The organism is Streptomyces sp. NPDC088762 (assembly GCF_044750905.1).
Lineage (GTDB): Bacteria > Actinomycetota > Actinomycetes > Streptomycetales > Streptomycetaceae > Streptomyces.
Window position 1 is genome coordinate 187,999 of record NZ_JBIVKT010000005.1, and the last position, 22,446, is coordinate 210,444.

Annotated in this window: 18 protein-coding genes and 1 pseudogene; 9 read left to right on the forward strand and 10 right to left on the reverse strand. The window is 71.9% G+C overall.

Features of this window, described 5'->3' with window-relative positions; translation table 11 throughout:
* Window positions 1-37: 37 nt before the first annotated feature.
* From ACIP5M_RS15070 to ACIP5M_RS15080, 3 genes are read right to left on the reverse strand one after another with little or no spacing between them, the layout of a single operon-like run.
* The gene (locus ACIP5M_RS15070) at window positions 38-712 is read right to left on the reverse strand and encodes a 4'-phosphopantetheinyl transferase family protein (RefSeq protein ID WP_401196719.1); all 675 of its coding nucleotides are present in this window, start codon (window positions 710-712) and stop codon (window positions 38-40) included.
* 10 nt (window positions 713-722) lie between these two features.
* Window positions 723-5,576, reverse strand: coding sequence for a type I polyketide synthase (locus tag ACIP5M_RS15075; protein WP_401196722.1), 4,854 nt, complete (start codon window positions 5,574-5,576; stop codon window positions 723-725).
* Window positions 5,577-5,608: 32 nt separating this feature from the next.
* The gene (locus ACIP5M_RS15080; protein ID WP_401196725.1) at window positions 5,609-7,897 is read right to left on the reverse strand and encodes an MMPL family transporter; all 2,289 of its coding nucleotides are present in this window, start codon (window positions 7,895-7,897) and stop codon (window positions 5,609-5,611) included.
* 263 nt (window positions 7,898-8,160) lie between these two features.
* Here ACIP5M_RS15080 and ACIP5M_RS15085 point away from each other — a divergent pair, with 263 nt between their 5' ends.
* Window positions 8,161-8,316: a DUF6131 family protein gene (locus tag ACIP5M_RS15085; protein WP_401196727.1), complete on the forward strand. Its 156-nt coding sequence runs from the start codon at window positions 8,161-8,163 to the stop codon at window positions 8,314-8,316.
* Window positions 8,317-8,447: 131 nt separating this feature from the next.
* Here the strand turns inward: ACIP5M_RS15085 and ACIP5M_RS15090 are convergent, their stop codons facing one another.
* From ACIP5M_RS15090 to ACIP5M_RS15120, 7 genes and pseudogenes are all read right to left on the reverse strand, one after another.
* Window positions 8,448-9,077 carry a hypothetical protein gene (locus ACIP5M_RS15090; RefSeq protein WP_401197211.1) on the reverse strand — a complete coding sequence of 210 codons (630 nt, stop codon included), beginning with the start codon at window positions 9,075-9,077 and terminating at the stop codon, window positions 8,448-8,450.
* 5 nt (window positions 9,078-9,082) lie between these two features.
* On the reverse strand, window positions 9,083-9,625 hold the full coding sequence (locus ACIP5M_RS15095; RefSeq protein ID WP_401196730.1) for a hypothetical protein: 543 nt from the start codon (window positions 9,623-9,625) through the stop codon (window positions 9,083-9,085).
* A 376-nt stretch (window positions 9,626-10,001) separates the two neighbouring features.
* A pseudogene (locus tag ACIP5M_RS15100) lies at window positions 10,002-10,526 on the reverse strand (type 1 glutamine amidotransferase domain-containing protein); the annotation flags it as partial.
* Window positions 10,527-10,598: 72 nt separating this feature from the next.
* Window positions 10,599-11,609, reverse strand: coding sequence for a glutathione S-transferase family protein (locus tag ACIP5M_RS15105; RefSeq protein WP_401196732.1), 1,011 nt, complete (start codon window positions 11,607-11,609; stop codon window positions 10,599-10,601).
* Window positions 11,610-11,618: 9 nt separating this feature from the next.
* Window positions 11,619-12,383, reverse strand: a complete 765-nt coding sequence (locus ACIP5M_RS15110; RefSeq protein WP_401196733.1) for a metallophosphoesterase — start codon at window positions 12,381-12,383, stop codon at window positions 11,619-11,621.
* On the reverse strand, window positions 12,380-12,634 hold the full coding sequence (locus tag ACIP5M_RS15115) for a hypothetical protein (protein WP_401196735.1): 255 nt from the start codon (window positions 12,632-12,634) through the stop codon (window positions 12,380-12,382). Before ACIP5M_RS15115 ends, ACIP5M_RS15110 begins: the two co-directional genes overlap by 4 nt.
* Window positions 12,631-13,296: a nucleotidyltransferase family protein gene (locus ACIP5M_RS15120; RefSeq protein ID WP_401196738.1), complete on the reverse strand. Its 666-nt coding sequence runs from the start codon at window positions 13,294-13,296 to the stop codon at window positions 12,631-12,633. The genes ACIP5M_RS15115 and ACIP5M_RS15120 overlap by 4 nt, the downstream gene beginning before the upstream one ends.
* A 164-nt stretch (window positions 13,297-13,460) precedes the next feature.
* Between ACIP5M_RS15120 and ACIP5M_RS15125 the strand changes: the two genes are divergently transcribed.
* From ACIP5M_RS15125 to ACIP5M_RS15160, 8 genes are all read left to right on the forward strand, one after another.
* Entirely contained in the window at window positions 13,461-14,120 is a 660-nt protein-coding gene (locus tag ACIP5M_RS15125) for an HAD family hydrolase (RefSeq protein ID WP_401196740.1), read from the forward strand.
* Window positions 14,121-14,238: 118 nt separating this feature from the next.
* Window positions 14,239-16,671, forward strand: coding sequence for a SpoIIE family protein phosphatase (locus ACIP5M_RS15130; protein ID WP_401196743.1), 2,433 nt, complete (start codon window positions 14,239-14,241; stop codon window positions 16,669-16,671).
* Between the two features lie 447 nt (window positions 16,672-17,118).
* Complete coding sequence (locus tag ACIP5M_RS15135) at window positions 17,119-18,336, forward strand: ATP-binding protein (protein ID WP_401196745.1); 1,218 nt, start codon at window positions 17,119-17,121, stop codon at window positions 18,334-18,336.
* Window positions 18,333-18,734: a roadblock/LC7 domain-containing protein gene (locus ACIP5M_RS15140; RefSeq protein WP_401196748.1), complete on the forward strand. Its 402-nt coding sequence runs from the start codon at window positions 18,333-18,335 to the stop codon at window positions 18,732-18,734. Before ACIP5M_RS15135 ends, ACIP5M_RS15140 begins: the two co-directional genes overlap by 4 nt.
* Window positions 18,731-19,108: a DUF742 domain-containing protein gene (locus tag ACIP5M_RS15145; RefSeq protein WP_401196751.1), complete on the forward strand. Its 378-nt coding sequence runs from the start codon at window positions 18,731-18,733 to the stop codon at window positions 19,106-19,108. Before ACIP5M_RS15140 ends, ACIP5M_RS15145 begins: the two co-directional genes overlap by 4 nt.
* Window positions 19,083-19,676, forward strand: coding sequence for a GTP-binding protein (locus ACIP5M_RS15150; protein ID WP_401196753.1), 594 nt, complete (start codon window positions 19,083-19,085; stop codon window positions 19,674-19,676). Before ACIP5M_RS15145 ends, ACIP5M_RS15150 begins: the two co-directional genes overlap by 26 nt.
* A gap of 9 nt (window positions 19,677-19,685) precedes the next feature.
* Window positions 19,686-21,035: a cytochrome P450 gene (locus ACIP5M_RS15155; protein ID WP_401196756.1), complete on the forward strand. Its 1,350-nt coding sequence runs from the start codon at window positions 19,686-19,688 to the stop codon at window positions 21,033-21,035.
* Window positions 21,036-21,260: 225 nt separating this feature from the next.
* Window positions 21,261-22,442: a tryptophan dimethylallyltransferase family protein gene (locus ACIP5M_RS15160; RefSeq protein WP_401196759.1), complete on the forward strand. Its 1,182-nt coding sequence runs from the start codon at window positions 21,261-21,263 to the stop codon at window positions 22,440-22,442.
* The last annotated feature ends 4 nt before the right edge of the window (window positions 22,443-22,446 follow it).

Here is a 22,446-nt window from a genome sequence, read left to right on the forward strand (position 1 = left end):
ATGATCCGGCGGGGCAGTGAGCACCAACGCAGTGCCGTCACGAGGGGCCGCGGGGAGCGTCCGCGGCACGGCCGCGCGCGAGGACGAGGGCGAGGACCGCGTCCCCCGCCCGCCACACCATCGCGCGGCGCCGCCCGCCCAGTACGGGCGGCCGCAGGCCGAGGATCACGATGCGGCGCGGAGCGGCACCGAAGACACCGCTCCGGTCGGCCTTGACCGCGGCCTCCTTCAGCGCCCACGCGCCGGCCAAGGTTTCGGGCCGGTCCGTGCCGACGAGGCGGAGCTCCTCGGGGGAGAGCGCGTGGTCGGCGACCCGGCGTACCGCGGCGGCCGAGGCCGTCTCGCACAGGTCCACTCCGACCGGTTCCGGTGCGAGTGCCGCGGCGACGTGATGGGCGGTGTGGCTGATGGAGAGGTGTACGCCCGGCAGCGGGCTGCCACCGACGAAGGCGCACGGGCTGCCGTCGTCCCGGGGAAGGACCTCCACCCCCGCCGCCGGAGCGCCGGCGACCTCGCCGGCCAGGCGCTTGGCGAGCAGCCGCCCGGCCGCCCACTCGGCCTGCCGCCAGGCGGGCAGCGCCCGGACCACGCGCTGTTCGGCCGGTGAGAGGACCGGTGTCCCATGGAGGTCGGGGCGCCGGGCCACGATGAGGGCGGCTCCGCCCCAGCGGTGGACGGGGCCCGGCGCGATCGGGCGGAACATGGTGTCCATGGCGGAGGCCTCAGGCGGCGCGGGCCGTGTCCGGGTGCCGCAGCCCGAGCTCCAGCGCGGTCACGGTGTCCCGGATCTGATCGGGCGTGTGCTCACAGGTGACGAAGAAGCGCAGCCGGGCCAGTTCCTCCGGTACAGCCGGGTGGAGGATGGGGTTGACGCTGATGCCCTGCTGGAACAGGCGCTCCGCGAGCTGCAGGGTCTTCAGCGAGTCCCCGATGATGCACGGCACGATCGGCGTGTCGTGACTGTCCCCGATGGGGATGCCCGCATCGCGCGCGAGGCGGGCGAACAGCGCGGCGTTCTCCGCGAGACGTGCCACCCGCTGCGGCTCGGCCCGCAGCACGCGCAGCGCCGCCAGCGCCGCCGCCGTGTCGGCCGGCGTCATGCCCCCGCTGAAGATGAAGCCCGGAACGGTGTAGCGCAGGTACTCGATCACCGAGCGGTCCCCGGCGACGTAGCCGCCGCAGCTTCCCAGCGCCTTCGACAGCGTGCCCGACCACAGGTCGACGGCCGAGCGCTCCGTGCCGTGGTACTCCCCGATCCCGCGGCCCCTCGCGCCGATCGTGCCGATGCTGTGCGCCTCGTCGATCATGAGCAGCGCGCCGTGCCGGCGCTTGACCTCGACGAGGGCGGGCAGGTCGGCGATGTCGCCGTCCATGCTGTAGACGCCCTCGATGACGACGAGCACCCGCCGGTACTGGTGACGAATCCGAGTGAGGAGGGCGTCGAGGGCGGCCGCGTCGTTGTGCGGGAACGGCCGCCGGGTCGCGCCGGAGAGCTTGCACCCCTGCAGGATGCTGTCGTGGGACAGGGAGTCGTGGATGACGAGGTCCCCCGGCCCGACGAGGTGCCCGATCACGGTGACGTTGGTCGCGTGCCCGTTGGCCAGGGTGATCGAGGCCTCGCACCCGAGCTGGTCGGCGAGTTCCGCCTCGAGTTCCAGGTGGAGCGGACGGCTGCCGGACAGCAGCCGGCTGGCCGACACCGACGTGCCGTAGCGTTCGACGGCGTCCTTGGCCGCCTCGTTCACCCGGGGGTGCGTCGCCAGGCCCAGGTAGTTGTAGCCGGAGAACGAGACGAGCTCCCGGCCGTCGATGACGGTCGTGGCCGTCATGCCGCCTTCGTGGACGAGGAAGTACGGGTTGGGCAGCTCCACCCGGGCGAGTGCGGCGATGCGCTCGGCGTGGGCGGCGACCTCCGGGAAGCACTCGATGCGCGTGTCCTCCTCGGGCAGCGGGGACGCCGGGGAGTCGGCCGGAGCCGAACGGTCCGTGTGCGGCGGGCCGGCGGGCGCGGGGACCACGCTCAGGTGGACGGGCGGCGCCGGCGGGGCTTCGTCGACGTGGTCGTCGGAGCCCTGGGCCGGCACGGCTGCGGCGGGGGCGCCCGAAGGGCCCGTCGCGATCAACGCGGCGATCTTCCCGACGGTCGGCCGGTCGGCCGCCGCTTCGTCGAACCTCCACTGCGGCCACTGCCGCTTCAGGGAGACGAACAGGTCGGTCAGCATCAGCGAGTCGAAACCGAGATCGTCGATCAGCAGCTGGTCGTGGCGCAGATGATCCAACGGGAACGCGCTGACCCGGGCCACATGGTCCAACACGACGTCGGTGACCTCGTCGATGCTCCCGGTCGGCGAGGGCTCGCCGGCCGGTGCGAGGGAAACGGGCGGGTCGGCGGCTGCCTCGGGGGCCTCGAGGACCTCAACGGACTCGGGGGCCTCAACGGACTCGAGGACATCAACGGACTCGGGGACCTCAAGGACCTCGCTGACCGTGGGGCTCTCCTGGAGCACGGGGGTCTCCGGCTCGGGGACGACGGCCGGTGAGGCGGGCGCTGGTACGGCCTCGGCCGTCGGCGGGGCGGCGCCCGGCTCGGAGAGCGCCTCGGTGAGGCGGCTGAGCAGCGCCACCTGGTGCTGGATGAGCCGGAGCAGTTCGGGGTGGTCGGGCGTTTCGTTCACGGGGTCGTTCATCGAGCTCTCCTGAGGAGGTGCGGGCCGGGGCGTGCGGGGGGAGGAGGTGGAGGGCGTGCCCTTCTTCGCGGGGCGCTTGGGCGACGTCCAGTAGGACTGGGCGTCGAGCTTGGCCACCGGCAGGTCCAGCAGTCGGCGGTCCGCCTCGGGCACCAGGGCGCGCGGGTCGACGGGGACGCCCATGACCGCGAGCCGGGCCAGGGCCAGCACGAAGCTGCGTCCGCCGTCCGGCGCCGCCCCCGCGACGGGGATGACGTGGACGTCACCGTGGCCGACGAGGTTGCGGCGGACGGAGGAGAGGAGCGAGTTGCCGCCGTTCACCTGGAGGAAAACGCGGGCTCCCTGGTCGTAGGCCGTGCGCACGGCGTCGTCGAAGTGGACCGGCGCGGACGCGTGCCGGGCCCACACGTGGCGCAGTCGCTCGGGGTCGGTGCAGACCTCCGCGTTCACGGACGAGACGAACGGCAGGACGGGGCTGGTGATGGTGCGCTCGGCGAGGTCGGCGCGCAGGGGCTCCTCGACGAGGGCCAGCAGCGGCGAGTGGAAGGCGTTGGACACCTCGAGCGTCACGGTGACGATGCCGGCTTCTGCGCAGGACCGCCGCATGGCGTCGAGCCCGTGCGGCGTACCGCTGACCACGACCTGCCGCGGCTGGTTGAAGCAGGCCAGCCACACCTCGTCGATGCCGTTCATGAGCCCGCGACAGCTCTCCGCGTCGGTCTGTACGGCGAGCAGCCCGCCCGGGAAGCCTGCTTCCGTCTCACGGAGGGTCGCGCCCCGGTGGACCAGCAGCCGGACGGTGTCCTCGTCGGTGAGGGCTCCCGCCGCCGCGGCCGCGGCGAACTCTCCGACGCTGTGGCCGAGGGTCAGGTCGGGGGTGACGCCGCAGCCGGCCAGGAGGTGGGTGGCGGCGATCTGGACGGTACCGAGCAGGGGCTGGCACACATCGGTGGCGGCCAGCCGTCGCCGGAGCTCCTCGTCGTCGCGACGGGGGCTCGCCGCCTCCCCGTACACCAGGTCGGTGAGGTCGCAGCCGGTGTCCCGGCGGGCCACGGCGCTGAGGAGGCCGACGGTCGACCGGAAGCCGGTGAAGCGCTCGTAGAGGTCCTGCATCATCCCCGGCCCCTGGCTGCCCGCCCCGGGGAAGAGGAAGGCGATGCGGCGCCGTGCGGCCGGCAGGGGGGCGTCGGCCGCGAAGGCGCCGTCGCCGAGGTCGCCCCGGGCGCCGTCCTGGAGCTGCTGACGGGCGAGGCGCAGGCGCTGGACGTAGGTGTCGGTGTCGGCGGCCACGATCGCGAGCCGGGCCGTCAGCGGCTCGCGCGAGCCCAGGGTGTGGGCCAGGGCCGCGATGGTCATCCCGGGGGAGCCCTCCACCGCGTCGAGTACCTCGCCGATGTGCCGGTCCAGCAGCTGGATGTTGCCGGCCGACAGCAGGACGAGCTGCGGTGCGACGCCGTCCGTGACGTCCGCGCCGCCCGTGCCTCCGGCGCCTGCCGAGGGGTGGCAGAAGGGCACCGCGGGCGGCTCCTCCAGGACCACGTGGACGTTCGTGCCGCCGAAGCCGAACGAGCTGACGGCGGCCCGCCGCGGGGCGCCCGGGCTCGGCCACTCCCGCGCGGTGTCGGCGATGCGCAGGCCCGCGGCGGCGATGCGCAGCTCCGGATGGGGGGTGGTGTCGGGCTGCGGCACGATCGTGCGGTGGTGGACGACCAGTGCCGTCTTGATCAGCCCCGCGATGCCCGCCGCGGACAGGGAGTGCCCGATCAGGGCCTTGCCGGAGGCGAGGTAGCACAGGGAGGGGTCGTCGTCCGGGAACTCGGTGCGCAGCCGGCGCAGCGCCTCCACCTCGGCACGGTCCCCGAGGGAGGTGGCGGTGCCGTGGGCCTCGAGGAAGCCCACGGAGGAGGGGGCGACCCCGGCGTCGTCGTAGGCCCGGAGCATGGCGCGCAGCTGGCCCTCGGGGGTCGGGGCCACCGGTCCGGGAGAGGCACCGTCGTTGGCCGAGCCGATGCCCTTGATCACCGCGTACACGCGGTCGCCGTCGGCCAGGGCGTCGGCCAGCGGCCGTACGATCACGGCGCCGGCGCCCTCGCCCAGGACGAAGCCGTCGGCGCTCTCGTCGAACGGGCGGCACACCCCGGCGGCGGACAGCGCACGGAGCTTGGAGAAGCCGACCAGGCTGTCGGGGGTGAGGTTGAGGTACACCCCGCCGACGACGGCGATCCGGCAGTTGCCCTGGCGCAGCTGGGCGATCGCCTGGTCGAGGGCGACCAGCGAGCTGGAGCAGGCCGCGTCGACGGCGATGCTGGGGCCGCCGAGGTCGAACCGGCGGCTGACGGTGCCGGCCGCCATGTTGAGGAGGCTCCCGGGCAGGCTGAAGGAGTGGATGACGCCGAGCTGCTGCTCCGCCCGCTTCTTGGCCGCGTCGAGGGCCTCGGGGTCGTCCGCCTCCCGCGACTCCTCGGCCATGGCGATGGCCCGGAGCGGGAGCGCCATGAGGTCCTTGTAGTCGGACACCGACATTCCGATGAACACCCCGGTGTTCTCCCGGTCGAAGTCACGGCGGCCCATCCCCGCGTCGTCGAGGGCCTCGCGGGCCACGTCGAGCATCAGCCGGTGCTGCGGGTCCATCGCCTTGGCATGGGCGGGCGGCACCCCGTAGTGCAGGGCGTCGAAGCGGTCCACGTCGTCCAGGAAGGCGACCTGGTCGGTGTAGGCGGCGTTGCGGGCCGACGGATTGCCGGGCGAGTGGAAGGTCGCGTGGTTCCAGCGCTCCGGGGGGACGGCGGAGAACTGGCGTTCGCCGCTCATCAGGAGCTTCCAGTAGGCGCGGATGTCGGGGGCGCCGGGGAAGCGGCAGCCGAGTCCGGTGATGGCGATGTCGGTCATGAGGGATCTTCCTTGTGGTAGCGCCGTGACGGTCAGCGGCGCGCGTGGACGGGGGTGCGGGTGTGCGGGTGGGGTCTGGCGGGGGTACGGCCGGGGATGCGGCCCGGTGGGCACCGGCCCGGAGGGCGGTTCCCGGCGGTGGCCGGGGGCGGGCGGGGAGCCGGGCGCGGCACCCTGGGCCGCAGCAGCCGCGGTGCCCACCAGTTCAGGTCGCCCGCCAGGCGCATGAGCGCCGGTACGAGGACGCCCCGTACGAGCGTGGCGTCGAGGAGGACCCCGAGGCCCGCGCCGATCCCGAAGAACTGCAGGAGGGAGACCCGGGAGGTGCCGAAGCTCAGGAGGGTGAAGGCGAGCAGGGAACCGGCGGTCGTGACGATTCCGCCCGTGTGCGCGATGCCCGAGACGATCGAGCCGGCGTTGTCCTCCCCGGCCTCGTGCGCCTCCTTGATGCGCGCGAGGACGAAGACCTCGTAGTCCACGGAGAGCCCGAAGACGATGCAGAACAGCAGCACCGGCATGGTCGTGCTGAGCGGTCCGGGGGTGAAGCCGAGCAGGCCGCTCAGGTGGCCGGACTGGAAGATCCACACCATGGCTCCCAGGACGGCCACGAGGCTCAGGGCGTTCAGCGCGATGGCCTTCAGCGGCAGCAGCAGGCTGCGCGTGAAGCCGAGCAGGAGCACGAAGGTGGTGAGAGTGATCACGCAGAGCGCGAGCGGAATCCGGTTCCCCACCGTGTCCTTGGCGTCGACGAGGACCGCGCTCGGTCCGCCGACGAGGACGTCGGCGCCCGCCGGGGCGGGAGTCGCGCGGATGTCGTGCACGAGCTGCTGGGCGGCGTGCGAGCGGGGGTCGGCCAGCGGGACCACCGACAGCAGGGCCGGGCCGTGTCCGGCGGGCTCGGCCGTGGATCCGGCGGGGGCCGTGGGTGCGGCGGGGCCGGAGGTTGCCGCTCGCTCGCCGTGCCGGAAGCCGCCTGCGGGCCCTGCGACCTGGGCGACCTGGGGGAGCGCGGACAACCGGCGGGCGTAGTCCTCCTGCGCCGGCGCGGACGGCGTACCCGTGAGGACGACCGTGAGCGCGCTGGAGCCCTTCATGTCGAACGCGCCGCGCACGAGGTCCCCGGTCTGCCGGCTGGAAGCGCTCACCGGCAGCGCCCGGTCGTCGGGGGTGGCGAACCCGGCGTGCGCGAACGGCCCGGCGAGCACCACCAGCAGCCCGATCACCGGCAGCGCCGCGATCAGCGGGCGGCGTACGACGTACCGCGCCAGCCCCTTCCAGAAGCGCGACTCCGAGCCCTCCCGGGCCCTGCGGCGCCACGGTATGGCCCAGGCGTTCACCCGGTGCCCGAGCAGCGCGAGCAGGGCCGGCAGCACGGTCATGGCGCTGATTGCCGCGATGGCCACCACCGCGATGCCCGCGTAGGCGAAGGAGCGCAGGAAGTACGGAGGGAACACCAGCAGCGTCGCGAGGGCGGCGGAGACCGTCGCCGCGCTGAACCCGATGGTGTGGCCCGCGGTGCGCACGGTCCGTATGGCCGCGTTGCGCGGCCGGTAGCCGAGGGCGAGCTCTTCGCGGAACCGCGAGACGACCAGCAGTCCGTAGTCGATGCCCAGCCCCAGGCCGAGCGCCGTGGTGAGGTTGAGCGCGAACACGGAGACGTCCGTGACGGAGCCGAGAACGCTCAGGACCAGCAGAGTCCCGGCGATGGCCAGGACCCCGATCAGCAGGGGCAGCGCAGCGGCCACCACGCTGCCGAACACCAGGACCAGCAGGATCAGGGTCCCCGGCAGGACGACGGACTCGGCGCGCTTCAGGTCGGACTCCGAGATGTCCTGGAGTTCCGCGTCGACCAGGGCCGTGCCCCCGACGTGCACGGTCAGGGCCGTCGTGGAGGCCTCCGGGCCGGTCAGCTCGCTGCCGAGCCGCTTGACCCGCGCTGCGAGCTCTTCCCCCTCGCCGTCCACGTGCGCGACCAGCATCGCCGCGTGGCCGTCACGGCTGCGCAGCTCCGACGCGCCGCCGGTCCAGTACGAGGCCACCCGGCTCACGTGCTGGCGGGCCGCGAGGAACCTGGTCAGGCTCTCACCGGCCGCCCGGGCCGCCGGACCGTCGACGGAACCGCCGCGGGCCTGCGCGACGACGACCAGATTGGGGGACGCCCCCAGACGCTCGGCCGCCACGACGGCCGCGCGGCTCGACTCGGACCGCGGGTCGTCGTAGCCCTGTGACTTCAGCCGGCCGGTCGCCTCCGCGCCGAACACCGCGGAGAGTACGAGGAACACCAGCGCGGCCAGCAGCACGAGTCGGGGGCGACGGGTCACGAAGACCCCTGCGCGACGGGACATGGCTGCCTCTGATCCGGACGGTGGTCCGCTCCTGCTCTGGTGCAGGGCGGTGGATTTCCACCGTGCCGGGAGGAGGGCCGGGGTCGTAGCCCCTGCTGTTCGTTACTTGACAGGAGCCGATGGGGCGGTATGCGGAGATGCCGGTATGCGGAGATCCGGAGTTTGTCCGCAGAGGCGTGAACCGCCTCAAAAGTGGTACACGCAGGGTGTCCGGGCTTGTGTAGGACAAGGAGATACTCATGATCATCCTCGGCGTGATTCTGCTGATCCTCGGCTTCGTCTTCGGGATATCGATCCTGTGGACGATCGGCCTGATCCTCGTACTGATCGGCTTGGTGCTGTGGGTGCTCGGCGCGGTGGGGCACGCGGTCGGAGGCCGACGGCACTATTGGTGAACGCCCCCGGCATCGGCCCCGGCGCGTTCAGGCGCCACAACGCCCGGCAGACTGCCTCCCACTCCGCGTGGGAGGCAGTCTGCCGGGCGTTGTGCAGCTTGTTTGTGGTTGTGGCGGCCCGGGGCAGGGGCTCAGGTCTTCAGCAGGCGGTTGAAGAACGAGCGGTAGTGCTGCAGCGCCTGCCGCAGGTCCTCCGTGGCGACCTCGCCGCCGCCCTGCCACTGGCCCTCCAGCTCCCGCTTGTGCGTGGCGAAGGTCCCTGCGAGGCTCTGCATGACCTCGGCCACCAGCGTGTCGGCGGAGGTGACCGCGTCCTGCGGGTCGTCGACGAAGCGGCCCTGGATCTCGCTCCAGGCAGTGCGGTACCGCTCCGCGTCCCCGGTGGAGAGCAGCGGCTGTTCCTCGTCGCCACCGGCGCCCGTTCCGGCCGACCGGTCGGCAGGAGCCCCTTCGTCCCGCTCCGTGGCGGCGGCGGTGTCGCCGAAGTCCCGGTCGCCGGCGGTCGCGGTGCCGCCGAAGTCCCGGTCGGTCGCGGTGTCGTCCACGTCCCGGTCGGCCGCGCTCCCGCCGCCGAACTCCTCATCGCCGGCGGTCTCGCCGGCGTCCCGGTCCGTCGTGGTCCCGCCGGGCATGGCGTCCCCGGTCGCCTCGCCCGGGTAGACCGCCGTCTGCCGCTCCTCGTCCGTCTGGTCCACCTGGGCCAGATCCTCCGTGCTCAGTCCGGACGTGGTCTCCCGGTTCTCGTCGTCGTGGGTCTGCATGTCACTCACCGGCTCCTCTGATCCGTGAGCAGTTCCTCGAACAGGGCGCGGTAGTGCACCATCGCCCCGCGCAGTTCCTCCGTCGTCGCCTGTCCCTTCGCGCTTCGCACCCGCACGTCGTGCGCGGACCGGTAGTGGTCGAGCGTGCGACTGTGCCGGACCGACAGGTCGCGGACCGCTCCCTGATATCCCTCGGTCGGATAGCCGCGCTCCGTCATCAGCCTCGACACGAGGTCGTCGGCTTCGTCGACGGCGCCCGCAGGACGGTCGACGAAGTGCTCCTGGACGCCGCTCCACTCCTCGGAGTACTGGCGCCGCCGTTCGGGGGGGAGTTCTTTGATGTCGAGCTTGTCGTGCCGTTCCTCACGGGCGTGCAGCTCGCGCTCGGCGGCCAGCGTGCCGCCCTTCTCCTCCACCGCGCGCTCGTACTCCGGACCGAAGCGGTCGCGCAGATGGCGTCGGCGCGCGAGCAGCCACAGAATGGCCGAAAGGACGATCACCACGACCACCGCGGCCGCGATGACGGCTATGAGCGTGTTCGTCGACATGGTGGGCCTCCGTCCCGGGGCCTTCGGCCTGCATGACGGCCTGGCCTCACATGTGCCGGTTGGCGTAGTACTGCTCGATGAGGCGGATGGCGGCCACATCGTCCTCGTGGCGTCCGCTCTCGAAGTCGGGAGAGTCCTTGACCTCGGCCTTGGTGGCGGCGAGATGGACCGTCCGGTTCCCGGTGTCCACCCGGCCCACCACGCCGACCGGAACCAGCACGTGGCGCCCGAAGATCCACGGACCGGTGTCGATGACGAGGTGCTCCCGTCCCGCCTCGGGCGAGTGGCGGTCCACCGTGCCGATGTGCCCGTCGGACGCCTCGACCCGGTAGCCGATCAGCGTGTCGTCCGTGTCGCCCCGCCGCATGTGCTCGTCGAACTCCCGGACGACGGTGGCGCCGAAGACGTCCAGGTCGTCCGGCTTCCGGCTGGTGATCAGAGTGGTCGGCGCCGCCCGGCAGACGTGGACCGGCTCGTCGACCCAGGTGCCGCCGGCGTTGCGGATGTCGGTGGCCAGGCTCGGCCAGGAGGTCAGCGTCCGGCCCCGTACGACGTCCGCCTCCACCAGCAGCCAGGGGGCGTGGCAGATCGCGGCGACCGGCTTGCCCTCGGTGAAGAAGCTCCGGGCGAACCCCACGGCGCGCTCGTTCATCCGCAGGGCGTCGGGATTGGCGACCCCGCCCGGAAGGATCAGCGCGTCGAAGGCCTCCGAGGTGTCACCCGCGAGGATGTGGTCGACGGTGAAGCGGCCGGCCTTGTCCAGGTGACGGAAGGCCTGTACCTGCCCGGATGCGGTCGAGACCAGCTGGGGATTCCAGCCGGCGCCCTCGACGGCCTTCCACGGTTCGGTGAGCTCGACTTCTTCGACGCCTTCGGGTGCGGTGAGGAAAGCGATGCGCACCTGATCCACCTCCTTCTTCCCCCCGGACACGGCTAGGACTGCACGCTCGGCGCCTGCCCCGGCAGGAGCCGTTCAAGCACCGGGCGCGGTGTGGCCGGCCGGCACCGTTTCCCCGGGGGCGACCGGCCCCGGCGGCGTGCCGTCGCCGAACGGCCGCCCGCCCAGCGCGTGGCGCCCGTGCGGCGCCGTCCAGCCCGCCAGATCGGGGCCCTCGGGCACGATGCCGGTGGGATTGATGTCGGAGTGCACCAGGTGGTAGTGCCGCTTGATGTGGTCGAAGTCGACGGTGTCGCCGAAACCGGGCGTCTGGAACAGGTCCCGCGCGTACGCCCACAGCACCGGCATCTCGCTCAGCTTGCGCCGGTTGCACTTGAAGTGGCCGTGGTAGACGGCGTCGAAGCGGACCAGGGTCGTGAACAGCCGTACGTCGGCTTCGGTGATCGTGTCCCCGACGAGGTACCGGGAGCCGGCGAGCCGGTCGGAGAGCCAGTCGAGCCGGGCGAACAACCGCTCGTAGGCGTCGGCGTACGCTTCCTGCGACCCGGCGAAACCGGCCCGGTAGACGCCGTTGTTCACGTCCCGGTAGACCACCTCGTTCACCGCGTCGATGTGCGCCCGCAGCGCGGGCGGGTACAGCACGGGGGCCCCCGCCCGGTGGTGGGGCGCCCACTCCAGCGACATGTCGATCGTGATCTGCGGGAAGTCGTTGGTCACCACCTTCCCGGTCGGCACGTCCACGATCGCCGGCACCGTGATGCCGCGGTCGTATCCCGGGTCGAGGGCCAGGTACGCCTCCTCCAGCCGCTCGATGCCCAGTACGGGGTCACGCCCGCCCGGATCGAGGTCGAACGTCCAGCTGTGCTCGTCGTGCACGGGCCCGGCGATCGCCATCGGCAGGGCCTGCTCCAGTCCGAGCAGCCGCCGTACGATCACGGCCCGGCTCGCCCACGGACAGGCCCGGCTCACCACCAGGCGGTAGCGGCCCGGCTCCACTGCGTAGCCGTCGCGTCCGTCGGCGGTGATGCGGGTGGTGATGTACCGGCTGTCGCGCGAGTACTCCTTGCCGGGACTGACGTAGTTCACGCCGGGCGCCTACCCCAAACCCCAGGCCCCACCCCCGTCGGGCCCGTGCCCGTCGGGGCTGACGTGGTAGACGGCGAAGGCCCGGTCGATGACCGGCATGGCGACGTTGCGCACGCGGACGCCGCCCGCCGTCATCCCGTGTTCGGTGCCCTGGTGGGCGTGTCCGTGGACCATCAGGTCGGCTCCCTCCTCGTCCACCGCCTCCGCCAGGAGGTAGCTGCCGAGGAAGGGGTAGATCTCCCGTGGCTCACCCGCCAGCGTGTCGGGTACCGGCGCGTAGTGGGTGAGCGCGATGCGCAGCGTGCTGCCGGCTTCGCGCAGTTCGCGCAGCGCCCGGCCGAGCCCCTCGGCATAGGAACGGGTGCAGCGGATGAACTCCTTCATCTCCGGTTCGCCGAACTCGCTGCCGCTGCGCCCCACGAAGCCTCCGCAGAAGCCCTTGGTGCCCGCGACGCCGACCCTGCGGCCGCCCAGGTCGAGGAGCACGCCCTCGCCCTCCAGGACGTGCACGCCCGCGGCCCGCAGTTCCCGGGCTACGGCCGTCTGCTGGTCGCTGTGGTAATCGTGGTTGCCGAGGACCGCGACCACGGGCACCGGCAGCCCGGCCACCTCCGAGGCCACCACCCGGGCCTCCTCCGCGGTGCCGTGCCGCGTCAGGTCGCCCGCCAGGAGCAGCACGTCGGCGCAGTCGCCGAGGGTGTCGAAGGCCGGCCGCAGCAGCCCTGCGCTGTCGGGTCCGAGGTGGATGTCTCCGACCGCCGCCACGCGGATCATGACAGCTCCTCTGAGTGGTCGGGCGGGCCGGGGCGGCTCACCGAGAGGTCGTCGTACCAGTCCAGGCCGGCCAGCTCTTCGCCGGCCACGCGCAGAACGGCCGCCCGGCACTCCTCGTCGGTGACGCGGCCCCGTACGACGGCCCGGGCTCCGTGCATCTCGACCCGTACGCCGATCTCGGCGGTCTCCCCGCGTGCCAGCCGGTCGAGCAGGTGCTGGATGCGGTATTCGATGAACTCGGAGCCGGTCATGACGCTCCCTCCGTCCGCTGCGGGCGGTCGATGACGTGGAGCCGTTCGAGCAGGTAGAGGAAGGCGTCGGACAGCGGGGCCGCCCGGTGGTCCCGGTCCAGCCGGTCCCAGTCGATCTGTTCGCGCAGCATGCGGGCCATGGGCAGCAGGTCGCCGAAGTCGCAGTAGTGCTCGCAGAGCGCGGCGAGGCGGCTCTCCATGAGGTCGGTGGGCGCCAGCACCGGCATCCACACCGAGTCCACCGCCTTGACGCTCGCCCGTTCCAGCAGCTCCGTACTGACCGGGCGCCGGGCCAGCTCGAAGATCAGGTCGATCTCCTCCCCGCCCGAGCGCCCCTTGACCAGCCAGTCCTCCGGGGCGCGGCGCATGGAGATGCCCCCGTCCTCCATGGCCTCGATCATCACGTCGGCGTCTTCGGGCCGGGCACAGAAGTCGGTGTCGTGCTGGAAGCGGGCGGGCAGGCCGTGCGCGAAGGCGGCCACGCTGCCGGCCAGGGCGAAGGGCTTCCCGGTGCGCTTCAGCAGCGCCGCCACGTGCTTGGTGGTCTCGAGGATCGCCTGGGTGTGGTCCCTGGGCAGCGGACTGCCGGACGGCTCCGGCGGGCTCAGGCCTTCCGGAGGCTGGATCCCCGCGGCGGTGCGCGGGATGGTTTCACGGGTCACGGAGCGCCTCACGTATGCGTGTGACTGTCGGCACCGGGCACCTAACCCGTCCGGGGCCGCCAAAACCACCCTTCGCCTCCCGAATGGTGCGGATGCAGGGGGAGGAGTGCCGGGGAAGGCAGCGGGTAGGCGTCCCGCATGTTCCGATCCGGCGGGAGGCGCCCATGAACCGGGCAGCGCTGTTCGACGTCGACGGCACGCTCGCCGACACCAACCACCTCCATGTCACCTGCTGGTGGGAGGCGTTGAGACAGGCCGGCCACGACGTCGCCATGCACGACATCCACCGGGCGATCGGCCTGCCCGGCGAGGACCTGCTCGCGCACCTGCTGGGAGAGGACCGTGACACGGACGAGGACGACTCGCTGACTTCCGCCCACGACACTCTCTACGGCACGTACTTCGACCGGCTGCCCGCGCTGGACTCGGCGGCCGAGCTGCTGCGCGAGCTGGACCGGCGCGGCTGGCGGGTGGTCCTCGTGACCTCCGCGCAGCAGGCCGAACTGGACGCGCTGCGGCGGGCCGTTGACGCCGACGACGCCATCGCGGCGACGGCGAGTTCCGACGACGTGAGCGAGGGCAAGCCCGCACCCGACCCGGTGCACCACGCCCTGGGCCTCGTCGACGCGCCCGCGCGGGGCGCCGTTTTCGTCGGTGACACCGTGTGGGACATGAAGGCTGCCACCCGGGCCGGTGTCGCCTGCGTGGGCCTGCTGTGCGGCGGCATCCCGCGCGCCGACCTCGAAGAGGCCGGGGCCGGGGCCGTGTACCGGGACCCGGCCGACCTCCTGGCCCGCCTGGACGACAGCCCGTTCGGTCCTTGACCGCTCCGGTCACGGGGCACCATCCTCCGGCGCTCCAGCCCGTCACCGCAGTTCACAGCCCGTGTACGGCCACGTTCCGGAAGGGCCCACCCCACCCCGGAAGTGGCATCCTCAATATATGAAACGCGACCCCGTACCGGCCGATGCGGGTGATGGCGCGGCACACGAGGTGCTCGCGCTGGCCAAAGTCGTGGCCCGGCTCCGCGCCGAGGTCGCGGAGTTGGAAGGGCTCGCCTCGACGACCGCCGTCGTGGAACGGGCCAAGGGCGTGGTCATGGGCCAGGCCGGCGTATCGGCGGACGCGGCCTACGAACTGCTGCAGTCGCGTGCCCTGCAGCGCCGGTGGACCCTGCTCGAGGAGTGCTGGATCACCGTGGGCCGGACCGGCTCGGCTCCCGTCCCGGCGCCGGTACCGGCCGGCCGGGACCGGCCCGGGACGCTGCACAGTGGGCCGCAACCGGACCTTTCGCCCTTCCGTACGAGCCGCTACGTCCGCGGCGGAGCGTGGCAATCCGGCCACCGGGTCCTTCTGGCACGGCTGGCGGAGGGTCTCGCCGGCACGCGCACCGCGGACGACGTGGCGGAACTCCTCCGGGCGGTGCTGGGCGACGCGGCGGGCGTGGACGCGGTGATGATCTACACCGTGGCGGTCGCGGGAACCCTGCAGCTGGCCGGCCGGGCCGGAGTCAGCGATGCGCTGGCCGAGCAGTGGAGCCACATCCCCCCGCTCAGCGGCGTCGCCGCGCTGGAGGCCGTCTCCGCCCAGGCGGCGGTGTGGCTCGAGGATCCCGGACCGGACGCCGCACGGTACCTGCTGATCGGGGACCCGCCCGAGCGCTGGCCTTCGCGCGCATGGGTGCCCGTACCCGGCCACCGGCCGATGACCGCGGTCGTGGGGTTCTTCCGCACCGTGCCCGGCCCCTTCGACGCCCGGACCCGGACCCTGCTCCGGCGGGCCGTCAGGCTCTGCGGGGTGCCTCTCCGGGAGGACCGCGGCCCCCACGGACTCGTCCCCCTGAACGAGGACGTCGAGGCCGTCCAGCGGGTGCTGGACGCGCTGTCCGGGCCCGCGGTGCTGCTCACCCCTCTGCGGAGCCACTCCGGGGAGGTGGAGGACTACCGGATCGACGCGGCGGCGCCGGAATCGGTCGACGTGGCCGGCCGGAAGGGCAAGGAGCTGGTCGGCCGGCGGGTCCTGGAGACCTATCCCACGGTGGCGGCCACCGCCCTGTGGGACGGCTACCTGGACACGCTGGCCACGGGGACGGCCTACGAGGGCGATCCCTTCACCTACGAGGAAGTGACCGCCGGAGTTCCCCAGCGGTCCGTGTACTCGGTCCGGGCGTCCCGGCTCGGTGACCGGCTGGTCGTGTCCTGGATCCGCCACGACACCAGCGAGCGGGAGACGCGCAGGCTGACCGACCTCCAGCGGCTGGGCAACCTCGGCTGGGCGGGCTGGAACCTGGTCACGGACACCATCACCTGGTCCGACCAGGTCTACGCCATCTTCGACCGCGACCCGGCCCTGGGGCCGATGCGGCTGGAGGAACTGCCCGAGCACCTGGTGCCGGAGGACCTGCCGAAGCTGGGCGCGGCCGTCCGGAGCCTGCTGGGCGACGGCAAGGCCGTGGACCAGCCCTTCCGCATCACCACGAGCCAGGGAACACGGCATCTGCGGATCGTCGCGGAGGCGCAGCGGGACGTGGACGGCACACCCGTCGAAGTGCACGGTTTCTTCCAGGACCTCACACCGCTGCGGGAGGCCGAACTCGCTCTGCTCGAGAGCGAACGCGCCAACCTCGTCCAGCGCGGCATGCTGACGGCCGAACGCGCGCTCGCCGCCCGGCTCCAGGACACCCTGCTGCCGATGCCCGAACAGTCGATGGAACTCGCGGGCCTGTGCGTCGACGTGGCCTACATGCCCGCGGACAGCGGGCTGAACGTCGGCGGCGACTGGTACTCCGCGATCGAACTGCCGGACAGGAGCGCACTGTTCGTCGTCGGCGACGTGGCCGGCCACGGTCTGGCGGCCGTCGGCACGATGGCGCAGCTCCGGTTCACCACCAAGGGCATGATCGTCACCGGCTCGGCCCTGCCGGACGTCCTCGGCAGGCTCAACACCCTCCTGTGCCACACGGCTTCGGATCCGGACGGTGCCACCGCCACCATGGCCATGGGGCGCTACCAGCCCTGGGACCACCGCCTGACCTGGGTGCGGGCCGGCCATCTGCCGCCCCTGCTGATCCGGGACGGGGAGGCGCGCTTCCTGGACCAGCCCGAGGGGACCCTCCTCGGGGCCGACTTCGACTCCGCGTACGGACAGGAGACGCTCGACCTGCTGCCCGGAGACCACCTGCTGATCTACACCGACGGCCTGGTGGAGGAGCCGGGTGAGGACATCGGCCTGGGGCTCGACCGGCTCGCCGAGACGGCCCTGCGGCTCCTGGGCGAGGGCCGGGACGAAAGGCTCGCCCGTACGCTGGCCACGTTGCGGCCGGGACACCGGGACGACATCTGCGTCCTGGACCTCCATCTCCCCGACGGATCCTGACGGTGGAATACCCGCAGTGAATGCGGCTCATTTCCGAACGCGCGCGGTCGGGCGCCCGTTGGCGTGAACTCGCGCCGCTCCTGCGCCGTTTCGGCGGCCACCTGGCGCATGTCCGCCGACTCTCCCCGCCGCGTGGGCCGTTCGGTCATCAGCGCAGGTCGCCGCAAGTCGGCGCCTGTGGCGCCCTCGTGGCCGGAAGCGAACGTTCGGCACGGGGCCAGAGCGCGGCCGAGTTGGAGCAATATGGACCGTAAATGCATGAATTGACGAACAGTCAAGTGTTCGGGCCGGTGATACGATCATCGCGCTTACGAGTGGCGGATGGGCGCAAGAAGACATCTCCGGCCATGGGGGACATCCGGGCGGTACCCCGGTACGGACGGTCCGCCGGTCCGCCCGCATTGACGGAATGCGGCAGCTGGTCGTCGGTCGCCTGAAGAGAGTCTTATGACGTACTACATACAGAACCCAGTGGTCTGGGTCCTCCTTGCCGCCGTCCTCGGCGCAGTCGCCGTCATTGTTCGCCAACGCAGAGCGGCGCGGACTTTACAGCGGGAGATCCAAGGACTCAGGGGCCATTATTCCGAGCTGGAGAACAGCTACGCGCAATCCGTCGAAGCGGAGAAGGAGCGGGCCCAGGACGCGACGAAAACGGTCCTGAAGTCCGCGATGCGGACGCTCCAGGGCCTCGCCGCCGAACAGCAGCTGATCATCTCCGGTCTGCAGAACAAGTACGGCGAGTCGGTCATCCTCCAGGACCTCCTGGAGATCGACCACACGAATTCGCAGTTCGGGCGGCGCGCGCAGTCCATCGCCGTGCTCTGTGACGGGTGGCTGGGACGGCAGCGCGAGGTCGCCTCGGTCTACGACGTGGTGCGCAGCGCGCAGGGCCGTATCCGTCACTTCCGGCGTGTGGAGATCCTTTCGCAGGTCGACTTCGGCATTACCAGCCGAGCCGTCGAACCGGTGGCACTGGCCCTCGCCGAACTCCTCGACAACGCCACCAGCTATTCCAGCCCGGACACCGTGGTCGAAATCAATATCCGCACCGTTCCCAAGGGAATCTGCATCGTCGTCGACGATGCCGGCGTCGGTATGAACGAAGAGGAAAGGGCCAGGGCCGCGAAGCTCCTGTCGAGCGAGCGGGTCTCCGGCGTTTCGGGCCTCGGCAGCCCGCCGCAGTTCGGTTTCGCCGTGACCGGCGTGCTCTGCGAGCGCTTCGGTTTCGAGGCGTCCGTGGATTCCGATTCGCCGTACGGAGGCGTCCGCGCGGTGCTCCTCCTGCCGCACGAGCTGCTCACCGCGATGCCGGAGAGGAAGGCCCCGGCGCCGGCCGCCCCCGTGGCCGCCGCCCCCGTGGCCCCCATGGCCGCCCCGGCCTTCGCCACCGAGCCGCGCGGCCCCGAACCCGCGGTGGCCGCCTCCGCGACCGTCGACGGTCTGCCGAGGCGCCGCCGCAAGCGGCCGATGGCCATCGTGCCCGGCACCACGCCGGCCACGCCCACGCCCCTGCCGAACCGCTCCGGCGAGGAAGCCGCGGCGATCATGGGGGCCTTCCAGCGAGGCACGCAGTTCGGCCGGGCCACCCCCTCGCACGAGGCGGATCAGACGAGCAGCACGCGTGACGCACGCGATGCGAGCAGTGAAGGGCATGAGGTGTCGTGAACGACGATCTGTCATGGATGCTTGACAGCGCCTTGGAGATACCAGGGGCGCTGCACGCGGTCCTCATCTCCGCCGACGGTCTGCTGATGGCGCGGACCAAGGACTTCGACAGGGACAACGCGGACACCGTCGCCGCCGCGATGAGCGGCGTGCAGTCGCTCAGCCGCTCGCTCGGGTTCTTCGTCGAGGGCGGCAACCAGCAGTGGCGCCAGACGCTGGTCGAATTCGACGGCGGCTGGGTCTTCCTGATCTCCGCCGGGCAGGGCGCCTACCTCGGCGTCTCGGCCTCACCGGACGTCGACATGCAGGACATCACCTTCCGCATGCAGCAGCTCGTCAGCCAGCTGGGCAAGGTCCTGATGACGCCGCCGCGTGAGAACCTCGGCGCCCGCTCATGAGGGGCTTCGACGAACTGGGCCCCGAGGCACCCGATTTAGTACGCCCCTACGTGATCACCAAGGGACGCGGCCTGCCCGCCGAGGAGCAGCTGTCCCTGATCACCCTGGTCACCGCGGTGAGCGACCACCAGCAGCGCCCGACCCGGCTTTCCCCGGAGGAGCAGAACCTGCTGGACCTGTGCAGCGTCGGCTACCTCTCCGTCGCCGAGATCGCGGGACACACGCGGCTGCCCATGGGCGTGGTCAAGATCCTGCTCTCCGCCCTCACCGAGGGCGGCTACCTCATCACCCGGCCTCCCGTGCAGCGTGCCCCGCTGGCGGACACACAGATCCTCGAGGAGGTGCTGCATGCACTCCGCACCAAGTTTGGATGAGCGGGCGTACGTCCGTGGCGGGGCGACGAAGACGGCGGTGAAGATCCTCGTCGTCGGCCATTTCGCGGTGGGCAAGACCACCTTCATCGGTGCGATCTCGGAGATCCCCCCGCTGTCCACCGAGGAGACGATGACGCGCGCCGGCGAGTCGTTCGACGACCTCGGGGGAGTCCGCGGCAAGACCACCACCACGGTGGCCATGGACTTCGGCCGTCTGACCATCAGCGACCGCGTCGTGCTCTACCTGTTCGGCACGCCCGGCCAGCAGCGCTTCGTGCAGATGTGGGAGGACATGGCGCGCGGCGCGCTCGGAGCGCTGGTGCTGGTCGATCCCGAGCGGCTGGCCGACTCCTTCGCCGTGATCGACCTGATCGAGCAGTACGGCCTCGACTACGCGATCGCCATCAACCGCTTCGACGGCACACCGGACCGCGAGGTACGGGCCCTGCGCGAGGCGCTGGACCTGCTCGACGACACCCCGGTCGTCACCTGCGACGCGCGCGACGAGAAGTCGTCCGCCGACGCATTGATCACCCTCGTCCGGCACCTGCTGGACCGCGCTCGCTAGGAAGCAGACATGGACACTCACCCCACGGCCCCCGTGCCCCCGCCCGGGTGCCCGGCCCACACGCCCGGTGGCCGGGTGCCCCTGCACGGGCCGGAGTTCGCCGCCGATCCGCAGGCGTACTACTCCTACCTGCGCCACTTCGGCCCGACCGCACCCGTGGAGCTCGCTCCGGGGGTGGAGGCCACGCTGGTCACCGATTACGCGGCCGCCCTCCAACTGCTCCAGGACTCCGGCTCCTTCCGCAAGGACGCCCGCCGCTGGCGGGACCTCGCCGAAGGCCGGATCAGCCCGGACAACCCGGTCGTGCCCGTGCTGGCGTACCGGCCGAACTGCATGTTCAGCGACGGTGCCGCGCACCTGCGGCTGCGCCAGGCCGTGACGGACAGCATGGCCCGCGTCGACGTGCGCCGACTGAGCCGGAGCACCGAGCAGGTCTCGGACTACCTCATCTCCCAGTTCGGGTCGCGGGGCTCCGCCGACCTGCTCGGCGACTACGCCAAGCAGCTTCCGCTGTTCGTGTTCAACGAACTCTTCGGCTGCCCCGCCGACATCGGCGACCGCGTGGTGTTCGGCATCACCGGCATGTTCGACGGCATCAACGCCGACAAGGCCGTCGAGGTGCTGTTCGGAGCCGTCCGCGAACTGGTGGCGCTCAAGCGGGCCACACCGGGCGATGACGTCACCTCCTGGCTGATGCAGCACCAGGCCCGGCTGACCGACGAGGAGATGGTCCACCAGCTGGCCCTCCTGCTGATCGCGGGCAACGAACCGCTGCGCAATCTCATCGGCAACACCCTGCACCGGCTGCTCACCCACGACGAGTACGCGTACAAGGGCGGCCTCATCGACGAAGCCGTCGACGACACGCTGTGGGAAAACCCGCCCATGCAGAACCTCGCGGCGCACTACCCGGCGTCCGACCTGGAGTTGGCGGGGCAGAAGCTGCGGGCGGGTGATCTCGTGCTGGTCAGTTTCGCGGCCGCCAACACCGGGCCGGCGCTGACGGCCGCGCGTCAGTCCGGCAGCAACCGGGCCCACTTGGCGTGGAGCGCGGGCCCGCACGCCTGTCCGTCGAAGGATCCGGCCCGCCAGATCACGGTGACCGCCATCGAGAACCTGCTGAACAGGCTCCCCGACGTCGAACTCGCCGTGCCGGAGGACAGCCTCACCTGGCGGCCCGGGCCCTTCAACCGGGGGCTCGTCACCCTGCCTGCCCGGTTCACTCAGGTCGGGACCGCCCACCGGGGCGTCCCGCAGGCACGCCCGGAGGCACCCGCGTCCCCCGACCAGACGCAGGCGGACCCCAAGCGCGAACGCGGGGGCAAGTGGAGCCAGTTCCTCAACTGGCTCACCAAGTGATCCACGCAACACCGAACGGCTCCTCCACCACCGCATGAAAGATCATTCCCGGGGGTAGTGAGCAACGCGTTGTCGTCTGCTGCCTACGAGGTAAAGGAGGTGTTCGTGGAGCACATATCCGCCGACGCCGCTTTCATGCAACACCCCACCGAGCTGAACCCCCTCGATACCCGCCCCCCGGGGCGGGTATCTTCTTGGGCGCCCGGGCTCGCGGTGGGAGGGCCGGTGACCGCGGTCCCGCCCGACGTCCCGAAGAAGTCCCCAAGGGCGGAAACACTGGGCGGCCATACGGCGAGACAGGTGCTGCGGCTCTGCGAGGCCGCGGGATTGAACGGGGCCGATTCCGCCTCCTACGCGCGGACGGTGCTGACGGCGCTGGGCCCCGTCGCCGAGCGGTCGCTCGACCTGCCGCCCCCCGATCACTCTTTCCTCTCCGACGACCACACTCCGGTGGAGTTCTCACTCGCCTTCGTGCCGGACGCGGATCCGACCCTGCGGGTGCTGCTGGAACCGGGGTGCGGTGCCGAGAACCTGGCGGAGAACGGGCGCACCGGACTGAGGGTCGTCCGCGAGATGGCACAGCGCTGGGGGTTCAGTACCAAACGGCTGGACGAGCTGGAGGACCTGTTCTTCCCGCCGGACCCCGAGGGCCCCCTCGCGCTCTGGTGCGCGCTCGAACTGGTTCCCGGCGGGGTCCCCCGGGTCAAGGTGTACCTGAACCCCGCGGCGTCCGGGCAGGAACGTTCCGCCGCTACGGTGCGGGAGGCGCTGGACCGGTTGGGCCACCGGCAGGCGTTCACGGCCCTGCCCGAGGGCGACCGCCACCTGTTCTTCGCGCTGGACCTCGGTGACTGGGAAGAACCCCGGGTCAAGGTCTACCTCGCCCACCACGACCTGTCGGCCACGGAGGCTGCCGGTCTGTCCCGCGTGGGTGGCGGACCCGGACGCCCCGGACGGACGGAGATCAAGAGGTTCTTCGGCATGGCGGCCGGCCACGGCACCGGAGCCGCGGACTCCGAGGCGCAGGACGGACAGGATCCGCGGCTCGGCCTCCGGCCCGTCCAGTCCTGCCACGCCTTCACCGAGACGGCGACCGGCCGTCCGAGCGGTTTCACCCTCTACATCCCGGTCCGCGACTACGCGCAGCACGACGGCGAGGCCCTGGACCGGGCGGTGGCCGTACTCGGCCGGTACGGAGCGGACCCCGCCCCGCTCGCCCGGTCCCTGTCCGCGGTCACCTCGCGGCGGCTGCAGGAGGGGGTGGGGCTCATCGCCTACCTCGGGCTCGCCCACCAGCAGGGCCGGCCCCCGCGGGTGACCGTCTACATCTCCTCCGAGGCGTACGAGGTCAAGCCGCCGCTGCCCGCACCGACCCCGCGCGGCCCCGCCGTCAGCGTCCCGGCCTGATCCG